Consider the following 16,645-nt stretch of genomic DNA (forward strand, 5'->3'; position numbering starts at 1 on the left):
GACGAGGCGGTGGCCCGCGCCCGGGCACGCCGCAGTCCCGGCTGAGGACATCGAGAGGCACCGTGGAGGCGTCGAAGGGTGGTGACCCGAGTCAGCCGTCCTCCGCCGGGCGGGGAACGCTGCTGGTGGTGCCGACCCAGGTCCAGTCCCGGATTTCCGGCAGGTCCGTTCCGTGCTTGTCGATGTACAGCTTGTGCTCGACCAGCCTGTCGCGCATCCGCTGCTTCACGTAGTCGCCCCGTGCCCCGAGTCGGGGCAGCCGGTCGATGACGTCCTGGACGAGGTGGAAGCGGTCCAGGCGGTTCTGCACCCGCATGTCGAAGGCGGTGGTGATGGTGCCCTCCTCGTTGTACCCGCGCACGTGCAGGTTGCGGTTGGTGCGCCGGTAGGTGAGCCGGTGGATCAGCGAGGGGTAGCCGTGGAAGGCGAAGACGATGTGCCTGTCCCTGGTGAAGAGCGAGTCGTAGTCCCGGTCACTGAGCCCGTGCGGGTGCACCGTGTCGGGCTCCAGCTTCATCAGGTCGACGACGTTGACCACCCGCACTCTCACCTCGGGCAGGTGCTCGCGCAGGATGGACACCGCGGCCAGGACCTCCAGGGTGGGGGTGTCGCCGCAGCAGGCCAGCACGACGTCCGGCTCCCCGCCCTCGTCGTTGCTCGCCCACGGCCAGATGCCCACACCCTGGGTGCAGTGCACGACGGCGTCCTCCATGCACAGCCACTGCGGCATCGCACGCTTGCCCGCCACCACGACGTTCACGTAGTGCCGGCTGCGCAGGCAGTGGTCCATCACGGACAGCAGGCAGTTGGCGTCCGGCGGGAGGTAGATCCGCACCACGTCGGCCTTCTTGTTGGCGACGTGGTCCAGGAAGCCGGGGTCCTGGTGGGTGAAGCCGTTGTGGTCCTGCTGCCATACGTGGGACGCGAGGAGGTAGTTGAGGGAGGCGATGTCGCGGCGCCAGGGCAGCTGCTTGGTGACCTTCAACCACTTGGCGTGCTGGTTGAACATCGAGTCGACGATGTGGATGAACGCCTCGTAGCAGTTGAACAGCCCGTGCCGTCCGGTGAGCAGGTAGCCCTCCAGCCAGCCCTCGCACTGGTGCTCGCTGAGCATCGAGTCCAGCACCCGGCCCGAAGGGGCGAGGAACTCGTCGCCTTCCATGGTGCGGGCGTCCCACTGGCGGTCGGTCTCCTCGAAGACGGCGCCCAGCATGTTGGAGAGCGTCTCGTCGGGGCCGAAGATCCGGAAGTTGCGGCGCTCCCCGTTGGCGGCGACCACGTCTCTCAGGAACCGTCCCAGAACGAGGGTGTCCTTGCCGCTGACCGTGCCGGGAGAGCGGACGTCCACGGCGTGGGCACGGAAGTCCGGCATCCGCAGGTCCCGCAGCAGGACGCCGCCGTTGGCGTGCGGGTTCGCGCCCATCCGCCGCTCACCCACCGGAGCGAGGTCGGCCAGCTCCGGCACGAGACGGCCGCCCTCGTCGAACAGCTCGTCCGCCTTGTAGCTCCGCATCCAGGCCTCCAACTGCCCGACGTGCTCGGGGTGGTCGGCGTCCACCAGCAGTGGTACCTGGTGCGAGCGGAACGTGCCCTCGACCCGCAGGCCGTCGACGGTCTTCGGCCCGGTCCAGCCCTTGGGCGAGCGCAGGACGATCACCGGCCAGCGCGGGCGGCCGGCGTCCGTGCGGGCGCGCGCGGTGTCCTGGATCTCCCGGATCTCCTCGACGGCCGTATCCATGGTCCGGGCCATGAGCTGGTGCATCGCCTCGGGTTCGTCGCCCGCCACGATGTGGGGCTCCCAGCCGCAGCCGCGCAGGAACTGCGTCAGCTCCTCGTCCTCGATGCGCGCCAGCACCGTGGGATTACTGATCTTGTAGCCGTTGAGGTGCAGGATCGGCAGCACCGCCCCGTCACCGACCGGGTCGAGGAACCTGGTGGACTGCCACGCTGTCGCCAGCGGCCCGGTCTCGGCCTCGCCGTCACCGATGACGCAGGCCACGATCAGGCCGGGGTTGTCGAACACGGCGCCGAAGGAGTGGCTGAGCGAGTAGCCGAGTTCGCCGCCCTCGTGGATGGACCCGGGCGTGGTCGGCGCGACGTGGCTGGAGATCCCGCCGGGGAAGGAGAACTGGGTGAACAGCTTCCTCATCCCCGGCTCGTCCTGGCTGACGTCCGGATAGACCTCGCTGTACGTGCCCTCCAGATAGGTGTGGCTCACCAGTGCCGGCCCGCCGTGGCCGGGCCCCGCGACGTAGACCATGTCCAGGTCGTACTTCTTGATGACCCGGTTCAGGTGCGTGTAGATGAAGTTCTGACCCGGCGTCGTACCCCAGTGGCCGACGACCAGCGGCTTCACATGCGACAGTTCCAGCGGTGTCTTCAGCAGCGGGTTGTCGTAGAGGTAGATCTGACCCACCGACAGGTAGTTGGCGGCCCGCCAGTAGGCGTCCATCCGGTGGAGCAGCTCCGGTGACAGCGCTGGTCCGGTCATGGCTCGGGGCTCCCGTCGGTCGGACGCGGCCGTGTCCCGCCGGTGCTGAGGTCGTGCGTACGGCTGGGGCCGGTGTTCGGCCGACCCTCCGGCGACGAGGCACCCTCGCCCGGCTGCTGCCGGCGCGGACGGCTGCCCGGCTCGTGTGCGTGGGCGGTGGTGATGGTGGTGCCGGCGGCACCGGCGAGGATCGCGCTCGCATCGGGCAGCTGCCCGATGGCCGCCGGATGGCCCGTGGCCGCCACGAAGTGCCGACAGGCCGCGATCTTGGGGCCCATCGACCCGGCGGGAAACTCCATGCCCGCCAGGTCGTCCAGGTCGAGGTGGCGCAGCGCGGTGGCCTGCGGGGTGCCGAAGTGTGCCATCACGGCGGGTACGTCGGTGAGGACGAGGAGCCGGTCGGCGTGGAGGGTGGTGGCGAGCAGGGCCGCGGTGGAGTCCTTGTCGACGACGGCTTCCACGCCGTGGAGCCGGCCGGAGCCGTCATCGGTGACCGGGGCTCCGCCGCCTCCGCCGCAGATGACGACCGAGCCGGTATCCAGCAGGTGGGTGATCGAGTCCTGCTCGATGATCCGCTGCGGCTCGGGCGAGGGCACGACCCGGCGCCACCGGTCACCGTCTGCGGCGATGGTCCAGCCGTGCAGGTCGGCCAACTGTCGGGCGCGCCGGTGGTCGTAGACGGGGCCGACGAACTTCGTCGGCTCGGCGAACGCCGGGTCGCCCGGGTCGACGAGCGTCTGGGTGACGAGGCTGAGGACGGGCTTGGCCAGGCCGTCGTTGCGCAGGCACTGCGTGAGCCAGTAACCGATCATGCCCTGGGTCTGGGCGACGAGCGCATCCAACGGGTAGGGACGGGACAGCGCCGGGTCGCTCTCGCTTTCGAGGGAGAGCATGCCGATCTGCGGCCCGTTGCCGTGGCAGATCACCAGCTCGTGCCGGGCGGCCAGCGGACCGAGAGCCCGCGCGGCGGTGCGCACGTGCCCCAACTGGACGCGGGCATCAGGCCTCTCACCACGGCGAAGCAGCGCATTGCCACCGAGCGCGGCCACGATACGCATGTCAGGGCACCGTCACATACGCGCCCACGGCCTCGGGCGCACACCGGGCGCCCGTCACGGCGCCGCACCGCCGGCCCAGCGCGGGAGCGGTGTCGGTGACCAACTGTCGGGCTTGGCTACTCACGAGGCTCCTCCGCACGGCGTCCAGATTCCCGATGCCGTTGATGTCCGGTGCCGATCCCGGATGAGTGGGGCTGCCCGGTGGACCTGATCACGGCGCAGCCCGGGCGGCGAGCCGGCCGAGTCAACGCGAACGCGCCGACGGCCGCCTCCTGAGAAGTGACCGGCCAGCCGACTGGTCCGAGTACCCGGCCGTCCGACGTGACCACGGTGTCCGCCACTCACCGGGCCCTGCCCGGCTGCGAGCGGGGCCACTGCGAGCCGGCGTGATGGCAGAGGGCCCGGGGGGGGCGACGACCGACCCGCTGCTTCGACGCTACCCGCGGCTTGTGCGTGCTGTCCACGCCAGCGGTTGCACCCGCGCCCCCGGTGCGAAGGACGCCGCCGACAGGAACAGGGCCTTCGGCCGGGCCGGGGGCGCCGGATGCGGGAACGACTTTCAGACACCGGCAACGCCGAGGGCCACCCCCACCCCGTAGGTGACGGCCATCGCCAGCCCACCGCCGAGAACGTTGCGCAGGATGGCCCGCCCGGGGGGCGCCCCTCCGAGGCGGGCGCTGACAGCCCCGGTGGCCCAGAGGACCGCGAGGACGGCAGCAGCCGTGACCGGGACCCGGGACGACACCGGCAGCAGCAGGATGACCAGCAGAGGCAGCAGCGAGCCGGCGGTGAAGGACACGAAGCTCGCTCCTGCCGCCTGCCAGGCGCTCGTCAAGGCGTCCGGATCGAGCTTCAGCTCCGCGTCCGCGTGCGCGGCCAGCGGGTCCCTCTCGGTCAGCTGCTCGGCCACATCCCGCGCCAGTGCCGGAGGCAGCCCCTTGGCTTCGTAGAGACCGGTCAACTCGTCCAGTTCCGCCTCCGGCGCCTCCGCCAGTTCACCCTGCTCCACCAGCAGTGCGGCTCGTTCGGAGTCCCGCTGGCTGCTGACCGAAACGTACTCGCCCACCGCCATCGACATCGAGCCCGCCAGCAGCCCGGCCAGCCCGGCCGTCAGCAGCGCGACGTGGGAGGTGGTCGCACCGGCCACACCGATCACGAGGCCCGCCGTGGAGACGACCCCGTCGTTGGCTCCGAGCACCCCGACCCGCAGCCAGTTCAGACGGCGTCCCAGGGCACGACCGTGCGGCTCGTCCTGCTTGCCGGCCTGTCCTGCCACCGTCGGTACCTCCTCCCGCGCCGGCGGCACCGGCCGACCCGGGCGCGGCCTCGACGCGAGCCGGCACCGCGCCGTCGGCGGAACGGTCCCACCGGGCTCCGGGATCGCCGCCCCGGGTGCGGAGCACCCTCGCGAACCCCGTCCGCTCCACTCTGGTCCCGCAGCGACGCGTCGGCCACCAGAGGCCGCGCCGGGGAGAACAGGCGCCCCGGTGAGCGCCGAGCCAGGCACCGGAGGGAAGAAGCGATCGACCCGTGCGACCCTGGAGAAACGTAGCGCGCCCGGGTCTGTTCGGACTCCGTGCCCTCCCCGGGCGTGGCATGTGCCCAGAGGCGGCGATCCGTATGACGCAGCACCACTCCCCCGCATCCTGTCGGCGTGCCGTCGCATGCCGAGGACGGTGACGGGCGGGACCGGGGACCACCCGCGATGAGCGCCGCGGCTCCCGTGCGGTCGGCCGGGCCCGCGGACGGGGTGGCAGCCTCGGCGACACTGCTTGGAGAACAGGTTCTGCACGGGCTCGACGTCAATGCCGAGGCTGGGTTGAGTTCCGGTGAAGTGGCCAGGCGCCGGGCCCGGTTCGGCCCCAACGCGGTCTCCTCGCACCGGGCCCGCTTCTTCCCCGTGCTGTGGCACCAGTTGCGCTCGCCACTGCTCGGGTTGCTGTTGGGCGCCGCCGTGGCATCGTTCCTGGTCGGCGAGCGCAGTGACGCCGTGATCATCGGGGTGATCGTGGCGGTGTCCGTGGGGCTGGGCCTCGTCAACGAGTACCGGGCCGAGAAGGCCGCCGAGGCGCTGCACTCGCAGATCCGCCACACGACGGTGGCGGTGCGCGACGGACGGCCGGTGTCGGTGGATGTCACCGCGCTGGTTCCCGGCGATCTGGTCGAGCTGCACCTGGGCGACATCGTCCCGGCCGACCTGCGGCTGCTGGAGGTCACGGGACTGGAGTGCGACGAGTCGCTCCTGACCGGCGAGTCGCTGCCCGTGGACAAGGGCACCGCCGCCGTCCCGGCCGGGACACCGCTGGCCGAGCTGTCCGGCTGCGCCCTGATGGGCACGGTGGTGCGCACCGGCGGCGCCCGGGGGGTCGTGGTGTCCACCGGGGCCCGCACCGAGTTCGGCAAGATCGCCGCCGGGCTCGGCACCCACCAGCTCGACACCGAGTTCCAGGTCGGCCTGCGCCGCTTCTCCCTGCTGCTGGTCTACGTCGCGGGCGCGCTGACCACCTCGATCTTCGTGATCAACGTGGCGCTGCACAAACCGATCATCGATGCCCTGCTGTTCTCGCTGGCCATCGCGGTCGGCATCACCCCGCAGCTGCTGCCCGCCGTCGTCTCCACCAGCCTGGCCGCGGGCTCGCGGCGGATGAGCCGCCGCAAGGTCCTGGTCAAACGGCTTGTCTGCATCGAGGACCTCGGCGACGTCGACGTCCTGTTCACCGACAAGACCGGCACCCTCACCCTCGGCCGGATCGACTACATGCGCGCCGTGCCCGTCGGCGCCGACGGTCCCGACACGGTGCTGCGATGGGGGCTGCTGTGCACCGAGAACGCGGCGCGGGACGAGCAGGACGTGGGCGGGAACCCGCTCGACCAGGCCCTGTGGCGCTCGCCCGCCGCCGCGGGCGAGCGGGCCGCGCTGGCGGGCTACACCTCGCTCGGGGTGCTCCCCTTCGACCACGAGCGCCGCATGGTCTCCGTCCTCGTGCGGGACACGGCCGGCGTATCGACCCTGGTCACCAAGGGTGCTCCGGAAAGCATCCTGGAACGCTGCGCCGACGTGCCCGCCGCAGCCCGTGACGCGCTGGCGGCGGAGTTCGCCGCCGGCAACCGGGTGATCGCGGTCGCCACCCGGCCCGGCGTCGCCGGATCGGGGCAGATCCGGCCGGCGGACGAGAACGGTCTTCAGCTGGCCGGGCTGCTCGTCTTCCTCGACCCGCCCAAACCGGACGCGGCCGCCGCACTCAGCAGGCTGGCCGCGCTAGGCATCTCCGTGAAGGTCGTCACCGGCGACAACGCCGCAGTCGCCGCCAAGGTCTGCCACGACCTCGGACTGGGTGGGGGCGAGGCCATGACCGGCGCCGAGGTGGACGCCCTGGACGACACCCGGCTGGCCGAGGCGATCACGAGCACCACCGTCTTCGCCCGGGTCAGCCCCGAAGCCAAGGCCCGCATCGTGCACGCCCAGCGGCGCAGCGGCGGTGGGGTCTCGTTCCTCGGCGACGGCGTCAACGACGCCCTGGCCCTGCACGCGGCCGACGTGGGCATCTCCGTCGAATCGGCCACCGACGTCGCCAAGGACGCCGCGGACGTGATCCTGCTGGAGAAGGACCTGGACGTGTTGGCCGACGGCGTGGCCGAAGGCCGGCGGATCTTCGCCAACACCATCAAGTACGTGCTGATGGGCACCTCCAGCAACTTCGGCAACATGTTCAGCGCGGCCAGCGCCTCGCTGTTCCTGTCGTTTCTGCCGATGCTGCCCTCGCAGATCCTGCTGAACAATCTGCTCTACGACACCAGCCAACTGGCCATCCCCACCGACAACGTGGACGAGGAACAGCTGCACAAGCCCTCGCACTGGGACATCGCCTTCATCCGGCGCTTCATGATCTGCTTCGGCCCGCTCAGCTCGGTCTTCGACTTCATCACCTTCGGCGTCATGCTCTGGGTCTTCCATTCCGGCCCGGCGCAGTTCCGCTCGGGCTGGTTCGTGGAGTCGCTGGCCACCCAGACCCTGGTGATCTTCGCGATCCGCACCCGGCGCATCCCGTTCTTCCGCAGTCACCCCAGCCTGCCACTGACGCTGTCGGCCCTCGGCGTCGTCACCGTCGGCACCCTGCTGCCCGCCACGCCACTGGCCCACACCCTCGGCTTCCAGCCGCTACCAGGGGCGTTCTTCGCCACCCTGGTCGGCATGATCATCGCCTACCTCGTCCTGATCGAGGTCGGCAAACGCCTCTTCTACGGCGCAGCCGCCACCACCGTCCCGGCCCCGCCGCGCTACGGCGCCCTGCGCCACCTGCGGCGGCGCGCCGCGTACTTCAGCACCGCGGCCCGCCAGCGCGCGGCCGCGTCCGGCACGCCACGACCCGCTTCCCCGCACAACGTCGCGCAGCGCTTCGCGCCGTCCTCGCCGCCGGCGGGCAGTCGGCCGCCGAGACGGCCGCAGTAGGACTGCCGGCCCTCGGAGTCGAGGATCGACGAGCACGCGTGGAGCCGCTCGATGACGACCTTCTTCGTCACGGGCGAGTTGCCACCCGGCCGGGTCCGCGGAGCGCTCCGGCGCCCTGCCCGACCAGCAGGGTCGCTCACCTGGCGAGCCGCGAATCGATGCCCTCGGGCGCGCATGGGGGCAGCCGCCGCTCCCCGGTGAGGGAAGGGCCCGTCTCCGCCCCGCACCCGCCGCACCCGCCCCTGCGGCCGCCTCGCCCCACTCCCACGCCCCAGCTCTTATGACAACAGCATTGACGTGTAAGGACGCCACCGGTTTCATGTCTCGCACCCCTCCCCCACACGAGCAAGGCGGTGATCCGTTGACACCGACGGTGAAGGCCACGGGCAACCCTCCGAGACCGGACGCGAGCAGCCCCCACGTCACCATGCACAAGTCCATCGGCCTGCTGGACGGGGCGACGATCGCCGCCTCCAGTACGGCGGCCACCAGCAGCATCGGCATCGGCCTGGGCCTGATGGCCGGAGTCGTCGGCCTGCACCTGCCCGCGATCATGCTGCTGGCCTTCCTGCCCGTGCTCGCCATCGCGGGCGGGTACGGGCGGCTGAACGCCGTCGAGCCGGACGCCGGTAGCAGCTACCGCTGGGTGGGCCGAATACTCAACCCCTGGCTGGGCTTCCTCACCGGCTGGGTGAACACCGTCGGCACCGTGGTCTTCATGGCCTACACCACCACGGTCACCGGGTCCTCCATCATCCAGCTCCTCGACCTGGCCCACGTGCGCAGCGTCGCGGGCCTGCGCCTCGACGCCGACTCGACCGTCCAGTGCACCCTGCTCGGCCTGGTGGTCCTGGTCGGCGCGGCGCTGGTGGCGGTGCGCGGCCTGGACCTGGCCGCCCGGCTGCAGAAGGCGCTGCTGGTGTTCGAGTACGCGGTGCTGCTCGGCTTCTGCGGGTACGGGCTGTTCGCCGGCGACCAGCCGTTCTCGCTGCAGTGGTTCAACCCGTTCGACATCCCGTCCTTCGACGCGCTCGCCCAGGGCATGGTGCTGGCGGTGTTCTGCTACTGGGGCTTCGAGTCGGTGTTCAGCGTCGGCGAGGAGGTGCGCAGCCCCCGGGACGCCTCGCGGGGCGGCATGCTCGCCCTGGTGGTGATGCTGCTGCTCTTCCTGCTCGCCGGCACGGCCTTCCAACGGGTGCTGCCGCTCGACGAGTTGGCCGACAACGGCGCGCACGGGCTCGCCTACTTCGGCACGACGCTCGCCCACCAGCCGCTGGCCGCCCTGCCGTTGATCGCGCTCATGTTCTCCGCGGTGGCCTCCCTGCAGTCGTCCGTGATCCCGACGGCGCGCGGAATGTACGCGATGGGGCGCGACGGCGTGCTCGGCCCGGTCTGGACCCGGCTGCACCCGAAGCACACGACGCCCGCCGTCGGCACGCTCCTGATCACCGGCATCGCGATGGCCCTCGCGCTGGCCTCGATCGCCATCCCCACCGTCAACGACCTGATCTCCGCCTCCGTCAACGCGATCGGCATCATCGTCGCGCTGTACTACGCACTGACGGCCGTCGCGGCGGCCGTCCGGTTCCGGCACCTGCTGCGCGGCGACCCGCTGGAGGGACTGCGCGCGGTGGTCGGCCCGCTGCTGGGCGCAGCCGCGCTGCTCGCCGTCGGCGGCTACCTCGCCTGGTCGTTCTACGACTCCGCCGACCACTTCGAACTGGCCGCCGACAACGGGTGGTTCGAGCTGACCGTGACGGTGATGATGATCGTCACCGGACTGCCGGCGGCCGCCTGGGCCCGCTGGCGGCGGCGTTCGCCCTACTTCCTGCCCGACACCGACTGACAGCCCGTGGAAGCCACGAGAGAACGGAGCACCCCCATGCCCGAGGCCGATCTGGTCTTCACCCGCGGCCCGGTCCACACCGGTGACGCCGCCCGCACCCGGGCGACCAGCCTGGCCGTGACCGGCGAGCGGATCACCGCCGTCGGCCACGACGAGGTCCGGGAGCTGATCGGGCCGGGGACGGAGGTCGTGGACCTCACCGGCAAGCTGCTGCTGCCCGGATTCCAGGACGCTCACGTCCACGCGGTCTTCGGCGGCGCCGAGTTGGCGGTCTGCGACCTCACCGGCACGGTCGGCGTCGCCGACTACCTGGAGCGGATCCGCGCGTACGCCGACGCCAACCCCGGCCAGGCGTGGATCACCGGCAGCGGCTGGTCGATGGAGAGCTTCGAGGGCGGGCTGCCGACCCGGCAGCTGCTGGACTCCGTCGTCCCGGACCGCCCGGTGTACCTGACCAACCGCGACCACCACGGCGCCTGGGCCAACACCCGGGCCCTGGAGCTCGCCGGCCTCACCCGGGACACCCCCGATCCGGCGGACGGCCGGATCGAGCGCGAGCCGGACGGCACCCCGGGCGGCACGCTCCAGGAGGGCGCCACCGGCCTGGTCGCCCGGCTGATCCCGCCCTCCACCGCCGCCGACCGGCTGGACGGGCTGCTGCGCGCCCAGCGGCTGCTGCACTCGCTCGGCATCACCGGCTGGCAGGACGCGCTGCTCGGCGAGTTCAACGGCCAGCCGGATCCGTCCGACGCCTACCTGGCCGCCGCGCGCTCCGGCGCGCTGACCGCCCGGGTGACCGGCGCGCTCTGGTGGGACCGCAGCCGAGGGGCCGAGCAGATCCCCGAACTGGTCGGGCGGCGTGCAGGGTTGAGCCACGGGCGGTTCCGGGCCGGCTCGGTGAAGATCATGCAGGACGGCATCGCCGAGAACTTCACCGCTGCTATGACCAGCCCGTACCTGGACGGCTGCGGCTGCGCCACCGCCAACTCCGGCCTCAGCTTCGTCGACCCGGCCGCGCTGCGCGGGTACGTCACCGAGCTGGACGCGCTCGGCTTCCAGGTGCACTTCCACGCCCTCGGCGACCGGGCCGTCCGCGAGGCGCTGGACGCGGTCGAGGCGGCCCGCGCCGCCAACGGGCGACGCGACACCCGCCACCACCTCGCCCACCTCCAGGTGGTTCACCCGGATGACCTTCACCGCTTCGCCCGGCTCGGCGCGATCGCCAACATCCAGCCGCTCTGGGCCGCGCACGAGCCTCAGATGGACGAGCTGACGATCCCGTTCCTCGGCCCGGAGCGCGCCGCCTGGCAGTACCCCTTCGGCGCCCTCCAGCGCGCGGGCGCCACCCTGGCGGCCGGCAGCGACTGGCCGGTGAGCAGCCCGGACCCGCTCGCCGGCATCCACGTGGCCGTCAACCGGAGCGAGCCCGGGGCCACCGACGGCCGAGTCTTCCTCCCCGAGCAGCGCCTCGACCTGGCCTCCGCCCTCGCCGCGTACACGGCCGGAACCGCCCACGTCAACGGCCATGACGACGCCGGCACCCTCACGACGGGCCACCTCGCCGACCTCGTCGTCCTGGACCGCGACCTCTTCACCGCCCCCGCCGAGGAGATCGCCGACGCCCGCGTCCTGCGCACCTACGTCGGCGGCCGGCTCGTCCACGCGGCGGACTGAGCCGCCCGGGGGTGAGTCGGTGCCTCGGCGGTCTCAGGGCACTGCGAGGATCCCCCGCACGAAGTGATGAAACGTACCCAGGAACGCGTAGGCCCCGGGGCTGCGTCGGCACCGTGACGGTCGCCGGCGCAGCCGGGAGCGATCGGCCCGGCTCCGAGGGCCACTCCGGATCCGGCAGCGCTCAGTCCGTCGCCCGCACTCAGCCCGTGGCCGGGAGGCGGGCCTCGGCGGCGTCGAGGAGGAGGTCGAGGGCGTAGGGATATCCGCTGCGGCGCATGTCGCTGGTGAGGAGGCGGGCGGTGGCGGCGATGTGCGGGTACGTGGTGGCGTCGAGCCGGGCGTAGGAGGCCTGCCAGACCTCCAGGTCGGCGGCCTGGGCAGCGGCGGGCAGGGCGAGGGCGGCGGCGTCGAGTGCGGCGAAGCCGAGGCTCTGGTCGACGAAGGCGTGGTAGATCCGGACGGCCTCGCGGTCGGGGAAGCCCGCCCCGCGCAGGACGCCGAGGATGGCCTCGACGGCGGCGATCTCGTAGGTTCGGCCGGTGGTGCGGTGGGCGGCGAGCAGCGCGGCCTGGGGGTGGGCCTGGTAGGCGGCGTGGATTCGCAGGCCGATGGCACGCAGGTCGGCGCGCCAGTCACCAGTGGCCTGCCAACCGTGCTGGGCGCGGCCGATGAGCTCGTCGGCGACGGCGAGCAACAGGTCGTCCGTGCTGCGGAAGTAGCGGTAGACAGCGCTCGGATCGGCGCCGAGCGCGGTACCGAGCCGCCGTACGGTGAGCGCGTCGGCGCCGTGCTGCTCGATGAGCCGCAACGCGGTGTCGACGATCAGTTCCCTCGACAGGATGACGCCTTGCTTGGTGGGCCGCCGACGCTGCCGCCGGGGCTCGGGGACTACCCGTTCGCTCATGCCTGGCAGCTTAGGTCAACAGACTTGACGTAGACCAGAGGAAGCCGGCCGGGAGCACTCCCGGCTGGCCGCCGGGCCGCACGCGGGCCTCTGGAGACCGTGCGATGGCCTGATCGGCGGTTCCGTGTCCTGAGCCGGCGCGCTACCCGGTCAGCGCCGCGTGCAGGGGGCCCAGTAGGGAGAGGTCGTCGGTGGTGACGGTGAGGTGGGTGGCGCCGGCGGACCCGCCAGGCCTCGGCGAGGGAGCGCCAGGTGTCCGGCCGGCCGGGGGCGGGCTGCGCCCACCGAAAAGCCCAGGCCGGGGACCAATCCCGACCTGGGCTTCGGTGCCTTCGGTGTGCTGTCAGCGGCGGGTGGTCATCGAGATCCGGGCGAGGACGGCGGTCGCCTGTGCCGGGTTGGCGCGGAGCCAGGCAGCCAGGTGCTCTCGGACGGCCTCGGTCACGCAGGCGCGGACGGGCCCGTTGCCCAGTCGGTCGCGGGTGGCCCCCTCGAGCTCGGGACGATCGAGCTTCACCGACACGACCGCCGTCAGGCCCGCGCCGAGCTGGGCGGGGGTGAGGTCGGGGTCGGACGGGGTGAGCAGCTGTTGCTCGCGGGCGTAGGCGTTGACCGCGGCCGCCAGGCCGTCGCGGAAGCCGAGCTCGTGCGTGCCGCCGCCGGTGGTCGGCCGGCTGTTGGCGTAACTTGCGACCCGCTCCTCGCGGGTGTCGCACCAACGGAAAGCCACCTCGACAGTTCCCTCCATTTCGGAGTACTCGCGCTCGAAACCGATCACGTCCGGGTGGAGGGGGGCGCTCTGCTCCGCGATGTGGTCCCTCGGTCCGCCCGGGAACCGGAAGCGGACGGCCCGGGGCGCCGCAGGGTCGCGGTCATCGGTCAGGGTGATGTCCAAGTCCCGGTTCAGGAAGGACATTTCCCTGAAGCGCTCGGCCAGTGCGTCGAACGAGAACTCCAGTGTCTCGAAGATCTCGGCATCGGGCCGGAAGGTGATCGCGGTCCCGCTGTCGTCGGCCGGTCCGGTGCGGGTAGGCGTCGCGACAGCTACGCCTCGCTCGTACTCCAACACCCAGCGGGCGCCGTCGCGCCGCACCTCGGCCGTCAGACGGCCCGACAGCGCGTTGACGACGGCCAGTCCCACGTCGAAGTAGCCGCCGAGCAGCGAGCGCCGGTTGGCAGGCTGTGCCCCGCAGCAGAGCACGGCCAACCGGCTCTCCAGCGCAGGGCCGTCGCTGTGGCCGGCGTGCCCGACCGGGAGGCCCGTGCCGTCGTCGGCGACGCGGACGCCACCGTCGGCGGTGAGGGCGATCTCGACACGGCTGGCGGTGCCGCCGAGGATCTCGTCCATCGCCCGCTCGGCGACCTCGAACACCAGGTAGTGCAGGCCGCGTTCACCGACCGATCCGATGTACATCCCCGGCCGCTTCCGAACGGCCTCCAGGCCCTCGATAACCACGATCGCGCTGGCGTCGTACGCCTTGCATTCCTCGCTCATGATGCCCCCTCCGAGGGTGTCCGACAGAGCTCCCCAGCCTACGAGATTTCCGAGAAAACACCAGGTCAAAGCCACTTTGGCGAGGCCGCGGACGGGCCCCTGAGGGGCAATCGCGAGCGCCCGGCCGGGATGGGTGCGCACTGCCGCCGCAATCCGGCCGCGGCCCTCCGAGGGGCGTCTGCGGCACTGTTCCGGGCGGCTGCGGGGCCACGAATTTCAGAAATTTTCACGTCGCCCCGGTGCGGTCGTGGATGACGCCCGAACCGTCCGGCTCCGCGGCCATTCGGGCCCGCAGAGCCGGACGGCTCGACTGATGAGTGGGCCGTTCCAGCTGTCCGGATTCCTGGCGCCGGACGTGGAGGCACGGCGTTTTCGCATGCGATTGAGTCCGCGGCCTCGGGTGGCGTCGGGCGTGTGTTGCGAGGCGATCAGCCGAGCCCAGGGCGTCAGCTGCCCTTGGTCGTCGACGGTGGTCCGGGTGCCGTCGCCGCGATCCGGCTGGTCCCGGTGGCGCTGACCCCGGCGTGCAGCATCTCCCGCTGTCATGACGGGACGCCGAGATGGTGTCAGCGGCCTGTCGTACAGTCGCCATCTGTGACAACGACCCTGATGACGTACGCGGGCACCACCGAGCCCGACGCGCCGACCACCCGTACCGGCGGCGTGCCGCTGGCCCCGGCCGGGACTACCTGGCCGCAGTGCGCCACCTGCGACGGACCGATGCAGTTCCTGGCCCAGGTACTCCTGGACGACCTTGGCCGCCACGCGGGCCAGGGCACCGCCGAGGGACGGGGCACGCTCGCCCTGTTCATGTGCCAGAACGATCCGGGCATGTGCGAGGAGTGGGATCCGCAGGCGGGCGGCAACCGGGCGCTGATCTTCCCCGCAGCCGCACTCCAGCCGATCCCGGTGCACACGCTGGACGAGGACGACGACCAGGAGCCGGTCCCCCTCGGCTCGGTGAGCGCCGTCACGTACGAGACTCCGTCCACGACAGCGGACTACGGCCAGGCCTGCAACGAGTGGGCGAGCCGGCCGGACCGGACTCCTCTGGACGTCCTCGGCCAACTCGGTGGGCAGCCCGCCTGGCTGCAGAACGACGAGACCCCTGCCTGCCCCACCTGCGCACGGCAGATGAAGCTCGTTGTCCAGCTCGAGGAAGGACGGGACCACGCCACAGCGATGAACTTCGGCGGTCGCGGCGAGGCCTACGCCTTCGCGTGCGAGCCCTGCGCACAAGCCGTGTTCCTGTGGCAATGCTGACAGCAGCAACCCTCCGCCCCCGCCCGGAGAGCCGAACCGCGCTGGAGCAGCTACGCACGCTGCTCGGGGAACCCTCGTGCTGGGGCTGGGCCAGACCCGCGATCTGGGATGCCAGCGAGCGATACCTCGGTTTCCGGCTGCCGGCCGACTTCAAGGCGTTCCTCGACCTGTACGGCTCCGGCTCGGTGGACGGCTACCTGACAATCGACCGGCCGATGGACACCATACCGGCCGAGTTGGAGCGCCACTGGGGACCTCCACCCGAGCGTCCAGCCTGGTACGGCGAGATCGCCGAGGGCTACTGGGAGGTGGACGAGTCCGATGCCCGATCAGGCGTGCTACTGCTATGGGGAAGCGACGAGCACGGCAGCCGGTACTTCTTCCGCGCGGTCGAGGACGATCCCACTGAGTGGCGGATCATCATCAGCAGTGATGAGGGCGAGTGGTTCGAGACCGCCGGAACGTTCACCGAGTTCCTGGTCCGCTGCTTCCACCGGATCGACCGCCCCGACTTCATGGACTCCAGCTGGCCTCGGCCGGGTGCACGCTACGAGGTCCGCGGGTGAGCCCGCGCTCAACGGCCTGGCCGGGCCGCTGCGGAGTCTCGACGAACTACCTGAGCAGCGCCCTGCGGACCAGGACGAGGGCGACCAGCCGGGTCTCACCATGGCCCGTGGCGCCTACGCCGTCTATCCCGAACCATTCGGTGCCCCGTACGTCGTCCCGAGCACCCCCGCCCCCGACGCGGTTCTGGCCAGCACGGACCAGGACCGCACCACCGCCCAGGTCACACACTGGTCCGACCGCGGCTGCCCGGTCCGTCAGGACAGCGACGGCGACCTCCGCGCCAGCGCCGGGTGGCTCCTGGAGCATGTCGGCTGCCGACCCGGCCGGGCCGTCGCCGACGGCGTGCGCTGCTCGGAACGCCGGACTCTCACCGTCACCGCTCATGGGGCAACCACGGCTGCCGGGTTCGACCAGGCGCTCGCCGACCTCGCCGCCCGGGTCGCAACTGCGACCGGAATCGTCCTCCAGCCCGAGCCGACGCGCGTCGGCCTGCGGGTCACCGGCCCCTGACCTCCCGCTGGTCTCGGTCACTCCTCGGCTACTTGTCGCCTCCGCCACACGCCGGTCCAGCTGGCTGAGCTGGCTGAGCTGGCTGAGCTGGCTGAGCTGGCTGAGCGCACATTGCCCACCGTTCGGGCTGCTCAATCGGTCCGGACGTCCATCTCGCAGGGCCTGAGGCAGTTCGACCAGTGCTCGACCTTCCCCCAACACGCGCCGGCGACAAGACGGTTCACGGCATCAAGGGCCTATTGGCCCGCCCAGTCCGCACTGCCGTGCACCCGGCCTCGAACCACCAAAAGGCCCACGGGGAGCTGCGGTTGTGGACGGGAGGTGCCGACCTCGCCGCGATCCTGGCGGAGCACGAGGCAACAACCGAGGCCCGAGGGCTTCGGGCGG

General features: G+C 71.7%; 11 protein-coding genes. 6 read left to right on the plus strand and 5 right to left on the minus strand.

The window, feature by feature from the left end:
- Window positions 1–91 precede the first annotated feature (91 nt).
- The 3 genes from ACIO9K_RS07500 to ACIO9K_RS07510 form a co-directional block, all read right to left on the minus strand.
- Window positions 92–2,491 carry a phosphoketolase gene (locus tag ACIO9K_RS07500; protein WP_400327706.1) on the minus strand — a complete coding sequence of 800 codons (2,400 nt, stop codon included), beginning with the start codon at window positions 2,489–2,491 and terminating at the stop codon, window positions 92–94.
- Window positions 2,488–3,549, minus strand: coding sequence for a carbamate kinase (locus ACIO9K_RS07505; protein ID WP_400327708.1), 1,062 nt, complete (start codon window positions 3,547–3,549; stop codon window positions 2,488–2,490). The genes ACIO9K_RS07500 and ACIO9K_RS07505 overlap by 4 nt, the downstream gene beginning before the upstream one ends.
- Window positions 3,550–4,108: 559 nt before the next feature.
- Complete coding sequence (locus ACIO9K_RS07510; protein WP_400327710.1) at window positions 4,109–4,825, minus strand: VIT family protein; 717 nt, start codon at window positions 4,823–4,825, stop codon at window positions 4,109–4,111.
- A gap of 429 nt (window positions 4,826–5,254) precedes the next feature.
- Here ACIO9K_RS07510 and mgtA point away from each other — a divergent pair, with 429 nt between their 5' ends.
- The 3 genes from mgtA (at window position 5,255) to ACIO9K_RS07525 (ending at window position 11,519) form a co-directional block, all read left to right on the plus strand.
- Window positions 5,255–7,999: a magnesium-translocating P-type ATPase gene (gene mgtA / locus ACIO9K_RS07515; RefSeq protein WP_400327712.1), complete on the plus strand. Its 2,745-nt coding sequence runs from the start codon at window positions 5,255–5,257 to the stop codon at window positions 7,997–7,999.
- A gap of 427 nt (window positions 8,000–8,426) precedes the next feature.
- Window positions 8,427–9,845 (plus strand): APC family permease, encoded by a 1,419-nt coding sequence (locus ACIO9K_RS07520; protein ID WP_400327714.1) that lies wholly within the window; start codon window positions 8,427–8,429, stop codon window positions 9,843–9,845.
- A gap of 36 nt (window positions 9,846–9,881) precedes the next feature.
- Window positions 9,882–11,519, plus strand: a complete 1,638-nt coding sequence (locus ACIO9K_RS07525) for an amidohydrolase (RefSeq protein ID WP_400327716.1) — start codon at window positions 9,882–9,884, stop codon at window positions 11,517–11,519.
- 199 nt (window positions 11,520–11,718) lie between these two features.
- On the opposite strand, the gene ACIO9K_RS07530 is transcribed toward ACIO9K_RS07525, so the two are convergent.
- Together ACIO9K_RS07530 and ACIO9K_RS07535 are read right to left on the minus strand one after the other, a co-directional pair.
- Complete coding sequence (locus tag ACIO9K_RS07530; RefSeq protein ID WP_363581175.1) at window positions 11,719–12,423, minus strand: TetR/AcrR family transcriptional regulator; 705 nt, start codon at window positions 12,421–12,423, stop codon at window positions 11,719–11,721.
- Between the two features lie 343 nt (window positions 12,424–12,766).
- A complete protein-coding gene (locus tag ACIO9K_RS07535; RefSeq protein ID WP_400327718.1) occupies window positions 12,767–13,918 on the minus strand; it encodes a DNA gyrase subunit B in 1,152 nt (383 codons plus the stop codon).
- Window positions 13,919–14,512: 594 nt separating this feature from the next.
- Here ACIO9K_RS07535 and ACIO9K_RS07540 point away from each other — a divergent pair.
- The 3 genes from ACIO9K_RS07540 to ACIO9K_RS07550 are packed head-to-tail and all read left to right on the plus strand — an operon-like array spanning window position 14,513 to window position 16,258.
- Entirely contained in the window at window positions 14,513–15,181 is a 669-nt protein-coding gene (locus ACIO9K_RS07540; protein ID WP_400327720.1) for a DUF1963 domain-containing protein, read from the plus strand.
- Complete coding sequence (locus ACIO9K_RS07545) at window positions 15,175–15,747, plus strand: SMI1/KNR4 family protein (RefSeq protein WP_400327722.1); 573 nt, start codon at window positions 15,175–15,177, stop codon at window positions 15,745–15,747. The genes ACIO9K_RS07540 and ACIO9K_RS07545 overlap by 7 nt, the downstream gene beginning before the upstream one ends.
- The gene (locus tag ACIO9K_RS07550; RefSeq protein ID WP_400327724.1) at window positions 15,722–16,258 is read left to right on the plus strand and encodes a hypothetical protein; all 537 of its coding nucleotides are present in this window, start codon (window positions 15,722–15,724) and stop codon (window positions 16,256–16,258) included. The genes ACIO9K_RS07545 and ACIO9K_RS07550 overlap by 26 nt, the downstream gene beginning before the upstream one ends.
- The last annotated feature ends 387 nt before the right edge of the window (window positions 16,259–16,645 follow it).

This window comes from Kitasatospora sp. NPDC087271, from assembly GCF_044744605.1.
Lineage (GTDB): Bacteria > Actinomycetota > Actinomycetes > Streptomycetales > Streptomycetaceae > Kitasatospora.